The sequence below is a fragment of the Gryllotalpicola koreensis genome, assembly GCF_039538185.1.
GTDB lineage: Bacteria > Actinomycetota > Actinomycetes > Actinomycetales > Microbacteriaceae > Gryllotalpicola > Gryllotalpicola koreensis.
The window spans coordinates 224,255-239,400 of sequence record NZ_BAABBW010000001.1; the positions used below are offsets into that span (position 1 = coordinate 224,255).

Sequence of the window (15,146 nt, forward strand, 5' to 3'; positions counted from 1 at the left end):
GTCATTCGCATTTCCGGCGCTGAGGGGTGCGCTCTCGAGCGCTTAGGATTCCGACGACCCATCAAGCCGCGCCTGCCCGGGCGCCCCACTCGCGAGTGAGCCCGATGATCAGAGTGACCCGCCGAGCGGCCCTCTTCGGAGTGGTCGGCGCAGGTGCCGCAGTGGCCGCTGCTCCGATGATCAGGCGCGACGCGGCCGCGAAGCCGAGCGAGGCGGCTTCTTCCCCGGCATCCGTGCCCGGTCGCTCGGCGTGGCTCGGGCTGGTCGGTGCCGAGGTCGCGGTCAGCGGCCACGGCGGCCTTCGGGCGCTGCGGCTCAGCGCGGTGCAGGACCTGCCGCAGGCGACCGCCGGCGATGAGGACCGCTACAGCCTGCTGTTCGCGACGCCCGTGCCCGTCGACGGCATCGTCGCCTTCCACGGCCTCGCCACACCCGTCGAGCTCTATCTGTCGCCGGTGACGCAGCAGCAGCGCACCACCGCCCAAGCCGTGATCTCACGGGCATGACCGCCTTCACCCCGGCGGCGCGGCACGCCGCGCAGAGCACGGAGCAGAGCACGGCGCAGACGGAAGGAGCGGCATCATGAGCACGCCCTATGTCGGCGAGATCCGCGTGTTCGCGGGAAGCTACGCCCCCACCGGCTGGGCGCTCTGCGACGGCTCGGAACTGCAGATCTCCGACAACGAGGTGCTGTTCCAGCTGATCGGCACGACGTACGGCGGCGACGGCGTGACGACCTTCAATCTGCCCGACCTGCGCGGCCGCATTCCCCTCGGCGCCGGTTCCAGCGCCGGGCTGACCACGCGGGTGCTCGGCGAGACGGGTGGCGCTGAGGCGGTGCTGGTGCTGCCGACGCAGCTGCCCGCGCACGCGCACGGATTCGCCGCGGGCGGTGCTGCGACGACATCGTCGCCCGCGGGCAACGTCTATGCGCAGGCATCCGTCTCGGGCTTCGCGGCGCCGGGTGGGTCCACCGTCAATCTGGCGGTGCAGACGCTGGATACGACGGGCAGCAACCAGCCCCACCAGAACATGCCGCCCTTCCTCGGGCTCACCTTCATGATCGCCGTCGCGGGCGTTTTCCCGAGCAGCAACTGAGCGAGGAACAGCATGGACCCCTTCGTCGGCGAGATCCGCCTCTTCTCGATCCCCTTCACTCCCCGGGGGTGGGCGGCGTGCAACGGGCAGCTGCTGCAGATCAGCCAGAACACGGCGCTGTTCTCGCTGCTCGGCACGAGCTACGGCGGCGACGGCCGGGTGACGTTCGCCCTTCCCAACCTGAACGGCCGTGTCGCCGTCGGCCAGGGCGACAACTGGCCCCTCGGGCAGCAGGCAGGCGAGGAACGCCATACCCTCACCGTCACCGAGATCCCGCAGCACACCCATGCTGCCCACGTCGCGACTTCCGCAACGCAGACGACGCCGTCGGGGGCGCTGCCGGCTGCCGGCGGCTCGCCGCAGTTCACGAGCGGGCCGGGCAGCGATACCTTCGCGCCGTCCGAGCTCGGCCTGTTCGGCGGAGGCCAGGCGCACGAGAACATGCCGCCGTTCCTCGCGCTGCAGTACTGCATCGCGCTCACCGGCGTCTTCCCTTCCCGCGACTGAGCGCCACCGCACGAAAGGCATCCCATGGCGACTGACCAGTACATCGGAGAGATCCGCGCCGTCGGCTTCAACTTCGCGCCGTCGGGGTGGGCGCTCTGCAACGGGCAGCTGCTGCCGATCGCCCAGAACACGGCGTTGTTCAGCATCCTCGGCACGCAGTACGGCGGGAACGGCACCAGCACCTTCGCCCTGCCGAACCTCAACGGCGCGGCAGCGCTCGGGCAGGGCGCGGGGCCGGGGCTCACCGCGCGGAGCGTGGGGGAGAGCGGCGGCGCCGAGTCCGTCACCCTGTCGCAGGCTCAGCTGCCCGCCCACACGCACGCCGCCACCGCCGTCGCCGCGGTCGGAACGCAGGGCTCGCCGAGCGGGGCGATCTTCGCTGAGCCGCGCGCGGGCCGCGCGCCGGTGCCCGCCTACGCGGCCCCTGGCACATCGACGGCGACGCTGTCGCCCACGGCCGTTCTGCCCGCCGGCGGCGGCCTGCCGCACAACAACTTGCCGCCGAGCCTCGCGGTGAACTACATCATCGCCCTGCAGGGCAACTACCCGTCGCGCGGCTGAGCCCCACGCGGCGGCGCGGCGCTAGATGGCCGACGCCTCCGCATCGAGGTCGAGCGGCGGCAGGCTCTCGCCCGCGCTGACGGTGAGGCCCTCGCCGTCTTCCGCGACGTCGACCCGCACGACGTCGCCGTCGTGGATCTGACCGCGAAGCAGCGCGGTCGCGAGCTTGTCGTCGATCTCGTGCTGCATGAGGCGGCGCAGCGGGCGCGCGCCGTAGACCGGGTCGTAGCCGCGCTCGGCGAGCCAGGCGCGCGCGTCGGGAGTGACGCCGACGTCGAGGCGGCGCTCCTGCAGGCGGCGCTGCAGCCGGTCGACGTAGAGCGAGACGATCTCGCCGAGCTGCTCCTGGCTGAGCGCGTCGAAGATGACGATGTCGTCGAGGCGGTTGATGAACTCGGGCTTGAACGCCTGGCGCACCATCGCCTGCACGGCGTCGCGCTTCTCGGTGTCGCTCAGCGAGGCATCCGTCAAGAACTGCGACCCCAGGTTCGAGGTGAGGATCAGGATCGTGTTGCGGAAGTCCACCGTGCGCCCCTGGCCGTCGGTGAGGCGCCCGTCGTCGAGCACCTGCAGCAGCACGTCGAACACCTCGGGGTGCGCCTTCTCGACCTCGTCGAGCAGGATCACCGAGTAGGGGCGCCGCCGCACGGCCTCGGTGAGCTGGCCACCCTGCTCGTAACCGACATATCCGGGGGGAGCGCCGACGAGCCGAGACACCGAGAACTTCTCGCCGTACTCGCTCATGTCGATGCGGACGATCGCCTTCTCGTCGTCGAACAGGAACTCGGCGAGCGCCTTCGCGAGCTCGGTCTTGCCGACACCCGTGGGCCCAAGGAAGAGGAACGAACCGGTCGGCCGGTTGGGGTCACTGATACCGGAGCGGGAGCGCCGCACGGCATCCGCCACAGCCGTCACCGCGGCCTGCTGGCCGATCAGCCGACGGTGCAGCTCGCTCTCGAGGTTGATGAGCTTCTCGGTCTCGCCCTGCGTCAGCCGGTCGACCGGAATCCCGGTCCACTGCGCGACGACGGCCGCGATGTCCTCGTCGGTCACCTGCTCGTTGACCATGCGGGGGGCGGATGCCGCACCCTCGCCCTGCTCGGCGGCAGAGAGCGCCTTCTCGATGCCCGGGATGGTCTCGTAGTTGAGCTTCGACGCCTTCTGGTAGTCGCCCTCGCGCATCGCGCGGTCGAGGTCGATGCGGGCCTCGTTCAGCTGCGTCTTGAGGTCGCCGACCGAGTGCAGGGAGGCCTTCTCGGCATCCCACCGCGCCTGCAGCTCATCGAGCGCGCGCTGCTTCTCGGCCATGTCCTCTCGCAGCTTCGCGAGGCGCTCGCGGGACGCGTCGTCCTTCTCCTTCTTGAGGGCGAGCTCTTCGATCTTGAGGCGGTCGACGGCGCGCTTCAGCTCGTCGATCTCGACGGGGCTCGAGTCGATCTCCATCTTCAGCCGGCTCGCGGCCTCATCGATCAGGTCGATCGCCTTGTCGGGCAGCTGGCGGCTCGTGATGTAGCGGTTAGAGAGCACCGCGGCGGCGACGAGCGCGGAGTCGGCGATGGCGACCTTGTGGTGCGCCTCGTAGCGCTCCTTCAGTCCGCGCAGGATCGCGACGGTGTCCTCGACGGTCGGCTCGCCGACGTAGACCTGCTGGAAGCGGCGCTCGAGCGCGGCATCCTTCTCGATGTACTCGCGGTACTCGTTGAGCGTGGTCGCGCCGATCAGGCGCAGCTCGCCGCGCGCGAGCATGGGCTTGAGCATGTTCGCGGCCGCGACCGAGCCCTCGCCGCCGCCCGCGCCCATGAGGGTGTGCAGCTCGTCGATGAAGGTGATGATCTTGCCGTCGGACTCGTTGATCTCCTTGAGCACGGCCTTGAGCCGCTCCTCGAACTGGCCGCGGTACATCGCGCCGGCCACGAGGGCGGAGATGTCGAGACTGACCAGCTCCTTGCCCTTCAGCGAGTCGGCGACGTCGCCCGCGACGATGCGCTGCGCGAGCCCCTCGACGACGGCGGTCTTGCCGACGCCGGGCTCGCCGATGAGCACAGGGTTGTTCTTGGTGCGCCGGGTCAGCACCTGGCTGACGCGCCGGATCTCGGAGTCACGCCCGATCACCGGGTCGAGCTTGCCCTGCCGTGCGATCTCGGTGAGGTTGATGCCGAACTGCTCGAGGGCGCTCTTCCCCTCGTCGGTCGTCGGCGGCACGCCCTGCATGTTTGCCATGTTGCGCTTGGTCCTTCTGGTCTGGTTTCGGTGGGCGACGGATGCCGCGCGGCACCCGCCTCTCAAAACTTGAGTCTACTTGGCTCAACTTGAGGTGACCAGTGGATATTCCGCTGTGGGCGGACTGTCGGCTGTAAGGCGCCGTGTAGATTCCAGCGTTACGTGTCGCTTACAACGCCTACGTCACGTACCTGATCACACGCAAGAACCGCTACACCGGCCTCGCCTACCGCGACGACCCGACGATCATGACCCGGGAGCTCGCCAATGAGCCTCGCAACCGCTCGGCCGGAACGGGCTTTGCAGACACAGGCGGCGCACCGCTGCTGAAGTGGGCGGATTCCGCGAGCCGGCTCGTCAAGCGACTCGCCCCCAATCAGCTCGTCGCACTCGGCGACGAGGGCTTCGGACTCGACAAGACCTCCAGCGATTACCCGTATGGCGGGTACGAGGGCAACGACTGGGTGAAGCTCACCTCGCTGCCCGCTATCGACTACGGAACCTTCCATCTCTACCCGGTCACTTGGGGCGAGACTGCCGATCCCGTCGGTTGGGGCACCAAGTGGATCACCGATCACGCCGCCGCGGCTGCGAAGATCGGGAAGCCCGTCGTACTCGGGGAGTTCGGCCTCCCGATCGGGCAGTCCCCAGCCAGCGCTGACGAGGCAACACGAGACGCGTCGTACCAGACCTGGGTGGATGCCGTGCAATCGCCCTCTCTGTCCGGCTTCCAGTTCTGGCTGCTGACCGCCCTCACCGACGACGGCACGCTCTATGGGGACTACGACGGCTTGCGGGTGGTCTTCCCCAGCTCCACGGCCACCCTCTTCAGATCGGCGGCAGCAGCAATCGCCGGCCGAGCCCGGCCCACATTCGTCTGCAGGCATCGCGAAGACGAGCCGGCCGCACATGAGCCAAGGCCGGGTGCTCGCCATCAGCACCCGGCCCTGTACCGAGGTCAACCGACAGTTCGACCTCAACCCAGGTGCGGGCGCTATGCCCGCAGTCAGGAGAACTACCGATGAAACGAAGCATGGCAGGCCTGGCCGCCATCCTGACAGCGCTCGTCGCTGGATTGATCCTCTCTGCGCTCCCCGCGCATGCAGCCAACACCGGATTCTCGGTCAGCGGCGGCCACATCTACGACGCCAACGGCAATGTATTCATCCCGCAAGGAATCAACGATCCTTACCAGTGGTACCCAAACGAGACCTCGTCGTTTGCAGACATTCGCGCCGCCGGCGCCAACACGGTGCGCGTCGTGCTGAGTGGCGGGCGGTACGGAACTACTTCTGCCACCGATGTTGCAAGCGTGATCGCGTCGTGCAAACAAAACGACCTCGTCTGCATCCTCGAGGACCATGACACGACCGGCTACGGGGACGACACCAGCGCATACTCGCTCGCCACGGCCGCCCAATACTGGGTGTGAGCATCGCCTCGACGCTCAAGGGGCAGGAGGCCTATGCCATGGTCGACATCGGCAATGAGCCATACGGCAACAACAATTACAGCTCGTGGGCGTCAGACACGATCGCGGCGATTCACACACTGCGCAACGCCGGTATCGCGAACACGTTGCTCGTCGACGCACCGAATTGGGGGCAGGACTGGTCCGGGACAATGCGCGACAACGCGCCAACCGTCGCGGCAGCTGACAGCAACGTCGTTTTCGACGTCCACATGTATGGGTCATACACCACCTCTAGCGAGGTCACGTCGTACATCGACTCGTTCACGAGCCGCGGGCTTGCACTCATCGTCGGCGAATTCGCCAACACGCATTCCGATGGCAACCCGGACGCCGACACCATCATGAGCTACACGCGCAGCGAGGGCGTCGGCATGCTCGGGTGGTCCTGGTCTGGCAATAGCGGCTCTGACACCGCGCTCGACATGCTGAACAACTTCGACGCGAGTTCACTGACGTCGTGGGGCCAACGCTTCATCAACGGCACCGATGGTCTGAAGGCGCGCGCCCCGCAGGTAGCCACGGTCTACACCGGCGCTTCGTCCAGCTCATCGGGTTCAACGAGCAGCACGGCGCCGAACGGCTACCCGTACTGCACCAGCAGCAGCTACGCCGACTCCAACGGAGACGGCTGGGGCTGGGAGAACAACGCCTCCTGCATCCTACGCGGCGGCAGCGCCGACACCGCCGCATCGGGCTCGAGCAGTTCCACTGGCTCCTCGAGCAGCACGGCGCCCAACGGTTACCCGTACTGCACCAGCAGCAGCTACGCCGACTCCAACGGAGACGGCTGGGGCTGGGAAAACAACGCCTCCTGCGTCGTACGCGGCGGCAGCGCCGACGGCGCGGCGTAGCGTCAAGAAACTCCCGTCTCCACCGAACCCGGGGCGCGACCGAACTCCGTGCCAACGAGCCGGGCACGAGCACGAAGCTCGCGTTCGAGCGCTTTGGCCGTATCTGCAACACGGCGGGGCTGGCTATCGTCAGCCCCGCTGAAAGGCGCGGTCAGTCAGTCGCAAACACACACATTGCCTCATCACAGAGATGAGCTCGAAACTGGACTCTGCCTGCGACCGTGCGCGCCCATGCACCTGCCGCCAGGGCGCTTGATGGGTACATTGGCCGCGACATCCAGAGATGGCTCGTCAAACGCCACAGCAAAGTGGAGTTGGCCACGAACTTGTCGGCGCTCGTCGTTGCTTGGGAGTCTCTTGAAGGCATTTAGGAAGACGAAACTTGCAAGGATGATCTTGCAAGAGTATCCTTCTAAACATGCCGGATGAGATCGATGTGGAAGCGACGGCGGGTGAGCTGCGCCGGGCTGTGAGCCAGGTGAAGCGGCGCATGCGCAATAGCCGCAGCTCTGATCTCAGCGCGCCGGAGTCGTCTGTGCTTTCCCGTCTAGATCGCAACGGCCCGGACAATATCGCAGGCCTTGCCCGGTGGGATCAGGTGACTCCGCAGACGATGGGCTCGACGGTGGCCGCACTTGAGGCGCGGGGATTCATCGAGCGGCGGCCCGACCCGGACGATGGTCGCCGCTTCCTGCTCTCGCTGACGTCGGCTGGCGCGGGCCAGCTGCACGACATCCGCGATGCGGCGACCAAGAACATCGCGGCTGCGCTGCGCGAGCACCTCAGCCCGGAGGAGATCCGGCTCATCCACGACGCGGCGCCGCTGATCGAGCGCGTCGCGCAGTACCTCTGACCCAATTCCTTCCCACCAGCGCGCCTGACGGCGTGCTGCCGAGCGCGCCCGCCGCGCGCCTGGAGCACCTCTATGTCTGATTCCGCAACCGCTTCGGCCGCAACCCTGAGCAAGCCGTTCAACTGGCGCTTCACCACGCCGCTGTACATCGGCTCGGCACTGAACCCGATCAACAGCTCGCTGATCGCGACGGCCCTCGTGCCGATCGCGGCCGGCGTGCACGTCTCGATCGGCCAGACGGCGGTGCTGGTCTCGGCGCTCTACCTCGCCAGCGCGATCGCGCAGCCCACCGCGGGGAAGGCGGCCGAGGTGTTCGGGCCGCGGCGCGTGTTCCTCACCGGCATCCTGCTCGTCCTGGCCGGCGGGATCGCCGGCGGGCTCGCCCCTGGGCTGCTGGCGCTGATCGTCAGCCGGGTGCTGATCGGCCTGGGCACCTCGTGCGCTTACCCGACCGCGATGGTCCTGATCCGCCGCCGCGCGCGCACGGCGGGACTCGAGAAGCCGCCGGGCGGGGTGCTCGGCGGCCTCATGATCGCCGGTGTCGCCACCGCATCTCTCGGGCTCCCGATCGGGGGCGTGCTCGTGCAGTTCCTCGGCTGGCGGTCGGTGTTCCTCGTCAACGTGCCGGTCGCGCTCATCGCGCTCATCGCGACGCTGATATGGGTACCCCGGGACGCGGCCATCGAGCGCCGCTCGGCGCGGCGCATCGCATCCGACCTCGACGTGACCGGAATCCTCGGCTTCGCATTGGCGATGACCAGCCTGCTGCTCTTCCTCTCCAGCCTGCCGACCCCGAACTGGGCGCTGCTCGCCGCCACGGTCGTGCTCTGGGCGGCCGAGATCTGGTGGGAGCTGCGCGCGGAGTCCCCCTTCTTCGACGTGCGGCTGCTGGGCCGCAACGCCGCCCTGACCCGCACGCTCATCCGCTTCGGGCTCGTCATGCTCTGCGGCTACGTCGTCCTCTACGGCATCACCCAGTGGCTGGAAGCATCCCAGGGCATGTCCGAACTCGGCTCCGGCCTCCTGCTCATCCCGATGACCCTCGTCTCCGGCCTCGTCATCGTCCCGTTCTCGCGCCGCAACCTGGTGCGCGCACCCGTCATCGGCGCGGCCGCCGCCTGCATCGCCGCCGCCATCGCCGCCCTCTTCCTGCCCACGCCGGCCTGGCTCGTCATGACCCTCGCGGTCACGATCCTCCTCGGCTTCGCCCAGGGCGCGGCCAGCAGCAACCAGCTCGCCCTCTACAGCCAGGCGACCGCCGAGCAGCTCGGCACGGCATCCGGCCTGATGCGCTCCTTCGGCTACCTCGGGTCCATTGCCTCCTCCGCCGTCACGGGCATCGTCTACCGCACGAGCGTCACCGACACCGGCGTCGCGACCATCGCCTGGATCATGGTCGGCTGCAGCCTCGTCCTCCTCGGCATCTCGATCTTCGACCGCACGCTCGGGCGCACCGCCGCCCCTGCCGCCTGACCGCAACCCCGGGCCTCGGGCCCGCACGACCACGCAAGGAGAGCACCATGCCCATCACCGCTATCGATGACACCGCCGCCCTCGTCATCCTCGACCTGCAGGCCGCCGCAGCCGCCGCCCCGACCATCGAGCCGGTGCCCGCCGTCGCCGCCCGCGTGGCCGAGCTGGCCGACGCGTTCCGCGCGCAGTCCCGCCCCGTGATCATCGTCCGGGTCACAGGCACCGCCCCCGGACGCACCGACGCCGGCGACCCCGCAGGCATCACGCTGCCCGAGGAGTACACCCAGCTCCTGCCCGAGCTGCGCGCCGACGAGAGCGACCACACCATCACCAAGAGCAGCTGGGGAGCCCTCGGCCGAACCAGCTTGCTCGACGACCTCGAAACGCGCGGCATCACCCAGCTCGTCCTCACCGGCGTCTCCACCAGCCAGGCCGTCGAATCCACCGCCCGCGCCGCCTACGACCACGGACTCCACGTCACCATCGCCGCCGACGGCATCACCGACCCCGACCAGGCCGCGCACGACCACGCCCTCACCCACACCTTCCCCCGAATCGCCGAGACCGGCACAATCGCCGACATCATCACCGCGCTCGGCGCCTAAGGGCGGACCGTCTAGTGGAGCCGAGGGGGCGGCTCCAGCAGGCGAGGATCGCTCCGCAACGGCCTGCTTTCCACGACCCAGATAGGCTCCACTCATCGACAGCCCATGCAATCAACGCGGGGTCTCGTGACTGCTAGTTGGCTATTTCTGCCCAGGAGATTGTTGAGATTTGCCGATTCCTGGTCAATCGTCAGGGGGACTGTCTGAATAACAATGAAGATGTTTCTGAGCCGGCCGAAGCCGTCAGAAACATCTTCATTGTTTAACTGACAGACCCGTCGTCGTCAGTGGTGACGACACGGGCCAGGAGTGCGGTGAGGGTGTTCAGCTCTGCGTCGGTGAGCGCGCTGAGTTGGGCGCGTTCGCTGGTGATGGCGTGAGTGATGAGTTCGACCGCAGTTTTCGTGCCGGTGGTGGTGAGTTCGGCCATCTGGCGGCGCCGGTCGTCGCTGTCGCGGGAGCGGGCGACGAGCCCTGCCTCCTCCAGGCGGTCGAGGTAGCCGACCAGGTGGCTGGGGTTCAGCCCGAGCCGGTCGGCGAGCTCGACCTGGGCGGTGGGTCCGAGGTCGTGGAGCCCGCAGAGCACGGCGAAGTGCGGCAGCCGCAGCCCGCGTTCGGCGAGGATGGCGACGAGTTGCGTGTTGCCGATCCGGGAGACGTGGCCGGCGAGATAGGAGGGCAGTCCGAGCAGGGTAGGCGGGCGCTTCGACATCACATCGGACACTCTACGTGACGTAATCGTATCTTCATGTAATGATTACGGTATGACACAAGAAACGGGATCGTCGCGTTCGACCGGGGGCGCATTCGTCGCGCTGCTGCTGGCGGTGCTGTCGTTCTCCCTGCTGCAGACCCTGATCGTCCCGGCCCTGCCGGCGCTCGAGCACGACCTGAACGCGGATGCCGGCGCCGCATCCTGGCTCATCAGCGCGTTCCTGGTTGCCTCCTCGGTTGGCACGGTCGTCTTGGGCCGGCTGGGAGATATGTTCGGCCGCAAGCGCCTGCTGCTGGTCAGCCTCGGCATCCTCGCTCTCGGCTCGCTGCTGGCCGCGCTGTCCGGCTCGCTGGGCGTGCTGATCGCCGCCCGCGCTGTGCAGGGGCTCGGCGCCGGCACCTTCCCGCTCGCGTTCGGGCTGGTCCGGGAGCTGTTCGCCCGGGAGCGGGTGCCGGTCGTGATCGGCACGATCAGCGCGGTGTTCGGCATCGGCTTCGGCGTGGGCCTGGTCGTCCCCGGGCCCCTCATCGACGCCTTCGGCTGGCCCTCGCTGTTCTGGGCTTCGCTCATCCTCGTCGCCATCGCCGCCGCCGCGGTCCTCGCCTTCATCCCCGCCGCCCACCAGGCGAACGGCGGCCGGATCGACTGGGCTGGCGCGGGCGTGCTCTCGGTCGCGCTCGTCGCGCTCCTGCTCGGCATCAGCCAGGCGCGCACCTGGGGACCCCTCGCGACGGTGCTGCTCGTCATCCTCGCCGTGGCCGCGTTCGTGGTGTTCCTGCTCATCGAGCGGCGCGCGGTCGCACCGCTGATGAACCTCGGCGTGCTGGCCCGCCGCCCGGTCGCCGCGGCGAACCTCACTGCCCTCGTCATCGGCTTCGGCATGTATGGGGCGTTCACCCTCGTCCCGCAGTTCGTGCAGACCCCCGCCAGCGCCGGGTACGGATTCGGCGCGACCGTCAGCGAGTCCGGCCTCTACCTACTGCCGATGGCCGTGACCATGCTGTTCGCCGGACCCGTCGCCGGACGCCTCGGACCCCGCATCGGCTACACCACCACCCTCGTGATCGCCTGCCTCATCTCCGCCGCCGGCTTCGGGCTGCTCGCCGCGGGTCGCGACGTGGCCTGGGCGATCGCCACCGGCGCGGGCATCATCGGCATCGGGATCGGCTTCGCCTTTTCTGTGCTCGCCAACGTCGTCGTCGCCGCCGTCGAGCCGCACGAGACCGGCGAGGCCACCGGCGTCAACACCATCGTGCGCACCATCGGAGGCGCGATCGGCGCCCAGGTCGCCGCCGCTATCGTCACCGCCCGGCTCCTGGACGGCACCCCCTACCCGGACCCGGCCGGCTACCCTATCGCCTTCGCGGTCTCGGCCGCAGCGCTCGTCCTGGCCGCCCTCGCCGCCCTTCTCGGCGCACCCCGGAAGGCGGCCTCGTGACCGGCTACGGCCACGAGTTGGTGTTCGGCGTCGTCCTCACCCCGGACGCCACCGACCCCGGGCGCACCCTGGACCTGGCCGTCCACGCCGAGCAGGCGGGCCTCGACGTGGTCAGTGTCTCCGATCACCAGTACCACCCCGGCTTCCTGGACGCCTGGACCCTGCTGGCCTGGATCGCGGCCCGCACGCAGCGGATTACGGTGATGCCCAACGTCGCCAACCTGCCCTTGCGACCGCCGGCCGGGCTCGCGCGTGCCGCCGCCTCGCTCGACGCGCTCAGCGGCGGCCGTGTCGAGCTCGGCCTCGGCGCCGGGGGCCACGGCCACGCCATCCATGGCGAAGGCGGCCGCGACCTGCCGGTCAGCGACCGGATCGGCGCGCTGGCCGAAGCCGTCCAGGTCATCCGCGCCCTCACCGTTCCCGGCCCGCCCGTCACCTTCGACGGTCGCCACTACCACCTTCGGGACGCGACCCCCGGCCCACCCCATCCGCACCGGATCGGGATGTGGATCGGCGCGGTCGGACCGCGGATGCTCGGCCTCGTCGGTCGCCTCGGCGACGGCTGGATCCCCTCGGCCACCCGCATCCCCCCAGAAGTGCTCGGTGGCGCCAACGCTCGCATTGACGCCGCCGCCCGCAACGCCGGCCGCGACCCCAACACGATCCGCCGCCTCTACAACATCCCCGCCTCGCCCCCAGGCCACGACCGCGCCTGGGCCGACCAGCTCATCCGGATCGCCGTCCAGCACGGCATCAGCGGCTTCCTCGTGTTCACCGACGACCGCGACACCATCACCCGCTTCGCCACCGACATCGCGCCCCGAGTCCGAGGCGCCATCCGGTGAGCGACACTCGATCGCGCCTGCCACCGTGCCTGCGCGTGGACACCTACGAACACGACCGACCCGCCGGGCCACACCCGGCCGGTCCAGGCACTCGCAGCCGACTCACCGAAGTGCACGACTACTTCCGGCAGCTCCTGGAAGACCTCAGACATACGCTCGATGCCGACGACACGGCACCGGTCGACCTTGCCCCGATCCGCCGGCACCTAGGCCGGACTGAACTACCGGCAATACTGCGTCGCCCTGCACCTGCATCACCGCCGCGAGGACACCGATCTGTTCCCGAGCCTGGGCGCCGTCGACCCAGCGCTCACAACCGTGCTGTCCAAGCTCGACACGGAGCATAGCGCCATCCGCCAAGCCCTCCAACTCATCGACGAACACGCCCGCGTCATGGCAGCCGACCTCGAGCTCGCCGAACTACGCATCCTGGTCACCGCCCTCACCGACGTGATCGAGTCCCACTTCCGCTACGAAGAACGAGGCGGCTGTTTCACAAGGGGATCGGCTTGCGTGCGGTGCTGGCGATCGAGGTAGGCGCGCAGCGCACCGCGCCAGCCGATCGCGGCGATGATGTCACTCGCGAGGGGCACCGCGGGGGTGCCGAGCATCCCGCCCTTCGGCATCGGCACCGCTTTCCCCGGCAGCTGCAGCCAGGCGCCGGCGGGGTTCGGCTGCACCACCTGGTCGCCCAGGTGCAGCTCGTCGAGGTACGCGGCGACATGGCCGCCGCGGGTCGCGAAGCTCTCGGCGCCGGCATCCACCGTCAGCTGCTCGCCGTCGGCGAGCGTGAGATCCAGGCGCTGCACCGAGCCGCCGAGGCGACCGGATGCCTCGAGCGGGACCACCTCGAAGCCGGGTCGTGCGAGCTCCCGCGCCGCGACCAGGCCGCCGCCGATGATGACGACGCGGGTGGGGTCGTCGTTGATGAGGTGCTTGAGGACGGTCATCGACCCGGTTCCGCGGGCCGATCGATGTGAATAGAGCGCACCAGCTCCACGATGCGCGTGAGCACAGCCGGGTCGGTCTCGGTGGGCACCCCGTGGCCGAGATTCAGCACGTGCGTGGGTGCGGCCTCGCCGCGGCGCAGCACGTCGCGCACGTGCGCCTCGAGCACCGGCCACGGTGCGGCGAGCAGGGCGGGGTTGATGTTGCCCTGCACGGGCACCGTGCCACCGAGGCGGCGCACGCCTTCGTCGAGGGGGAGCCGCCAATCGATCCCGACCACGTCGACGCCGATGTCGCGCATGGCCGGCAGCAGCTCGCCGGTGCCAACGCCGAAGTGCACCTTCGGCACGTCGAGATCGGCGATGTGCGACAGGGCGCGAGCGGATGCGGGAGCGACATGCGCCACGTAGTCGGCGAGCGAGAGCGAGCCCGCCCACGAGTCGAAGAGCTGTACTGCGGAGGCGCCTGCGAGCACCTGTGCGCGCAGGAACAGGCCGGAGGCATCCGCCGCCCAGTCCATGAGCGCCCGCCAAGCATCCGGATCCGCGTGCATGAGGGTTCGCGCGGCGAGGTGCTCCCTCGAGGGGCCGCCCTCGACGAGGTAGGCGGCGACTGTGAAGGGCGCCCCAGCGAAGCCGATCAGCGGCGTCGTGCCGTCGCCGATGGCGGCGAGGCCCTCGATCGTGCGACGCACTCCGGCGGTGATGGGGGCGAGCTGCTCCATTGTCAGGGTGGGCAGCGCCGCGACATCCGCAGCGGTCCTCACGGGCTTCGCGAAGACCGGACCGCGCCCAGAGACGATCTCGACGTCGACGCCCGCGAGCCGCGGCGGAATGACGATGTCGCTGTAGAGAATGGCCGCGTCGACGCCATGGCGGCGGACGGGCTGCAGCGTGATCTCGGTCGCGAGCTCGGGGTCGAGACTGATGCTGAGCATGTCGCGCTCGGCGTGCTGGGCCCGCAGCTCGCGGTACTCGGGCAGCGAGCGGCCGGCCTGCCGCATGAACCACACGGGCGTCACATCGGGGCGCACCCCGCGGTATGCCGAGATCAGACGGGACGAGGCGGCGTCGGCCGCGGGCACGGAACTCACCGGCAGATTCTTCCAGCCTTCGCTGTGTGCGCCCGGCCCGGGTGTTCTCATAGCAGAGGCGCAGGGGCACCCTAAACGTGCAACATAGTCGAGTTAAGCTCAGAAATCAGGCGGCCTGTCGAAGCGTTTTGATGAGACGCCGCCGTTGGCGACCCCGCGCGCGGAAGCCGTCGCGTCGGCAATAGCTGTATCCGGTCGCGCGAACAAGTATCAGATCTGCTCGTACTCATCACGCCGGGAGCGCGCCACATAGATCAACGGGCCTATGACCCGTTGGTGGGTCACGCAGTTGACTCACTGGCGTCAACGCCGCCGATAGATTCGCGCTGCGCCGAAGCCGCCCTCGCTGAATGAGATCCGTCGCCGCGCCGCACAGTTGGCGATCGACTGGCGGGAATCCGAAGCGTATGAACGAGGCGAGGCGCAGACCTTCGTGCGCGACCTACTGGCCGTCTACGGCGTCAC

17 protein-coding genes are annotated in these 15,146 nt (G+C 69.0%); 13 read left to right on the forward strand and 4 right to left on the reverse strand.

What is annotated here, in order from left to right:
• Positions 1–113 precede the first annotated feature (113 nt).
• From ABD708_RS01005 to ABD708_RS01020, 4 genes are all read left to right on the forward strand, one after another.
• Positions 114–506 (forward strand): DUF6916 family protein, encoded by a 393-nt coding sequence (locus ABD708_RS01005; protein WP_344751413.1) that lies wholly within the window; start codon positions 114–116, stop codon positions 504–506.
• Positions 507–582: 76 nt separating this feature from the next.
• Entirely contained in the window at positions 583–1,098 is a 516-nt protein-coding gene (locus tag ABD708_RS01010; RefSeq protein WP_344751414.1) for a phage tail protein, read from the forward strand.
• A 12-nt stretch (positions 1,099–1,110) separates the two neighbouring features.
• Positions 1,111–1,605 carry a phage tail protein gene (locus ABD708_RS01015; RefSeq protein WP_344751415.1) on the forward strand — a complete coding sequence of 165 codons (495 nt, stop codon included), beginning with the start codon at positions 1,111–1,113 and terminating at the stop codon, positions 1,603–1,605.
• 24 nt (positions 1,606–1,629) lie between these two features.
• Positions 1,630–2,166 carry a phage tail protein gene (locus tag ABD708_RS01020; RefSeq protein WP_344751416.1) on the forward strand — a complete coding sequence of 179 codons (537 nt, stop codon included), beginning with the start codon at positions 1,630–1,632 and terminating at the stop codon, positions 2,164–2,166.
• A 21-nt stretch (positions 2,167–2,187) separates the two neighbouring features.
• On the opposite strand, the gene ABD708_RS01025 is transcribed toward ABD708_RS01020, so the two are convergent.
• The gene (locus tag ABD708_RS01025) at positions 2,188–4,386 is read right to left on the reverse strand and encodes an ATP-dependent Clp protease ATP-binding subunit (RefSeq protein ID WP_344751417.1); all 2,199 of its coding nucleotides are present in this window, start codon (positions 4,384–4,386) and stop codon (positions 2,188–2,190) included.
• 149 nt (positions 4,387–4,535) lie between these two features.
• On the opposite strand from ABD708_RS01025, the gene ABD708_RS01030 reads away from it, so the two are divergent.
• From ABD708_RS01030 to ABD708_RS01055, 6 genes are all read left to right on the forward strand, one after another.
• Positions 4,536–5,411: a cellulase family glycosylhydrolase gene (locus tag ABD708_RS01030; protein ID WP_486326946.1), complete on the forward strand. Its 876-nt coding sequence runs from the start codon at positions 4,536–4,538 to the stop codon at positions 5,409–5,411.
• Positions 5,412–5,419: 8 nt separating this feature from the next.
• Positions 5,420–5,818 carry a cellulase family glycosylhydrolase gene (locus ABD708_RS01035; RefSeq protein ID WP_344751418.1) on the forward strand — a complete coding sequence of 133 codons (399 nt, stop codon included), beginning with the start codon at positions 5,420–5,422 and terminating at the stop codon, positions 5,816–5,818.
• Complete coding sequence (locus ABD708_RS01040; RefSeq protein ID WP_344751419.1) at positions 5,815–6,711, forward strand: cellulase family glycosylhydrolase; 897 nt, start codon at positions 5,815–5,817, stop codon at positions 6,709–6,711. Before ABD708_RS01035 ends, ABD708_RS01040 begins: the two co-directional genes overlap by 4 nt.
• A gap of 418 nt (positions 6,712–7,129) precedes the next feature.
• The gene (locus ABD708_RS01045) at positions 7,130–7,564 is read left to right on the forward strand and encodes a MarR family winged helix-turn-helix transcriptional regulator (protein ID WP_344751420.1); all 435 of its coding nucleotides are present in this window, start codon (positions 7,130–7,132) and stop codon (positions 7,562–7,564) included.
• A gap of 72 nt (positions 7,565–7,636) precedes the next feature.
• Positions 7,637–9,037, forward strand: coding sequence for an MFS transporter (locus tag ABD708_RS01050; protein WP_344751421.1), 1,401 nt, complete (start codon positions 7,637–7,639; stop codon positions 9,035–9,037).
• Between the two features lie 47 nt (positions 9,038–9,084).
• Positions 9,085–9,642, forward strand: a complete 558-nt coding sequence (locus ABD708_RS01055) for an isochorismatase family protein (protein ID WP_344751422.1) — start codon at positions 9,085–9,087, stop codon at positions 9,640–9,642.
• 262 nt (positions 9,643–9,904) lie between these two features.
• Here the strand turns inward: ABD708_RS01055 and ABD708_RS01060 are convergent, their stop codons facing one another.
• Positions 9,905–10,354, reverse strand: a complete 450-nt coding sequence (locus ABD708_RS01060; RefSeq protein WP_344751423.1) for a MarR family winged helix-turn-helix transcriptional regulator — start codon at positions 10,352–10,354, stop codon at positions 9,905–9,907.
• 52 nt (positions 10,355–10,406) lie between these two features.
• Here ABD708_RS01060 and ABD708_RS01065 point away from each other — a divergent pair, with 52 nt between their 5' ends.
• From ABD708_RS01065 to ABD708_RS19410, 3 genes are all read left to right on the forward strand, one after another.
• Positions 10,407–11,795, forward strand: coding sequence for an MFS transporter (locus ABD708_RS01065; RefSeq protein ID WP_344751424.1), 1,389 nt, complete (start codon positions 10,407–10,409; stop codon positions 11,793–11,795).
• Positions 11,792–12,640 (forward strand): LLM class flavin-dependent oxidoreductase, encoded by an 849-nt coding sequence (locus ABD708_RS01070; RefSeq protein WP_344751425.1) that lies wholly within the window; start codon positions 11,792–11,794, stop codon positions 12,638–12,640. Before ABD708_RS01065 ends, ABD708_RS01070 begins: the two co-directional genes overlap by 4 nt.
• Positions 12,641–12,916: 276 nt before the next feature.
• Positions 12,917–13,177 (forward strand): hemerythrin domain-containing protein, encoded by a 261-nt coding sequence (locus ABD708_RS19410; protein WP_425553240.1) that lies wholly within the window; start codon positions 12,917–12,919, stop codon positions 13,175–13,177.
• Here the strand turns inward: ABD708_RS19410 and ABD708_RS01075 are convergent.
• Both ABD708_RS01075 and hemE read right to left on the reverse strand, forming a co-directional pair.
• Positions 13,111–13,590 carry an FAD-dependent oxidoreductase gene (locus ABD708_RS01075; RefSeq protein ID WP_344751426.1) on the reverse strand — a complete coding sequence of 160 codons (480 nt, stop codon included), beginning with the start codon at positions 13,588–13,590 and terminating at the stop codon, positions 13,111–13,113. The two genes, ABD708_RS19410 and ABD708_RS01075, sit on opposite strands and share 67 nt — an antisense overlap.
• Entirely contained in the window at positions 13,587–14,732 is a 1,146-nt protein-coding gene (gene hemE / locus ABD708_RS01080; protein ID WP_425553229.1) for a uroporphyrinogen decarboxylase, read from the reverse strand. Before hemE ends, ABD708_RS01075 begins: the two co-directional genes overlap by 4 nt.
• Positions 14,733–15,146: the final 414 nt, after the last annotated feature.

What these genes read in the sequence shown, in the direction of transcription:
- ABD708_RS01010 (WP_344751414.1), top strand. Translation starts at nt 583, where the DNA reads ATGAGCACGCCCTATGTCGGCGAGATCCGCGTGTTCGCGGGAAGCTAC.
- ABD708_RS01015 (WP_344751415.1), top strand. Translation starts at nt 1,111, where the DNA reads ATGGACCCCTTCGTCGGCGAGATCCGCCTCTTCTCGATCCCCTTCACT.
- ABD708_RS01020 (WP_344751416.1), top strand. Translation starts at nt 1,630, where the DNA reads ATGGCGACTGACCAGTACATCGGAGAGATCCGCGCCGTCGGCTTCAAC.
- ABD708_RS01025 (WP_344751417.1), bottom strand. Translation starts at nt 4,386, where the DNA reads ATGGCAAACATGCAGGGCGTGCCGCCGACGACCGACGAGGGGAAGAGC.
- ABD708_RS01035 (WP_344751418.1), top strand. Translation starts at nt 5,420, where the DNA reads ATGGCAGGCCTGGCCGCCATCCTGACAGCGCTCGTCGCTGGATTGATC.
- ABD708_RS01045 (WP_344751420.1), top strand. Translation starts at nt 7,130, where the DNA reads ATGCCGGATGAGATCGATGTGGAAGCGACGGCGGGTGAGCTGCGCCGG.
- ABD708_RS01050 (WP_344751421.1), top strand. Translation starts at nt 7,637, where the DNA reads ATGTCTGATTCCGCAACCGCTTCGGCCGCAACCCTGAGCAAGCCGTTC.
- ABD708_RS01055 (WP_344751422.1), top strand. Translation starts at nt 9,085, where the DNA reads ATGCCCATCACCGCTATCGATGACACCGCCGCCCTCGTCATCCTCGAC.
- ABD708_RS01060 (WP_344751423.1), bottom strand. Translation starts at nt 10,354, where the DNA reads ATGTCGAAGCGCCCGCCTACCCTGCTCGGACTGCCCTCCTATCTCGCC.
- ABD708_RS01065 (WP_344751424.1), top strand. Translation starts at nt 10,407, where the DNA reads ATGACACAAGAAACGGGATCGTCGCGTTCGACCGGGGGCGCATTCGTC.
- ABD708_RS01075 (WP_344751426.1), bottom strand. Translation starts at nt 13,590, where the DNA reads ATGACCGTCCTCAAGCACCTCATCAACGACGACCCCACCCGCGTCGTC.
- hemE (WP_425553229.1), bottom strand. Translation starts at nt 14,732, where the DNA reads ATGAGAACACCCGGGCCGGGCGCACACAGCGAAGGCTGGAAGAATCTG.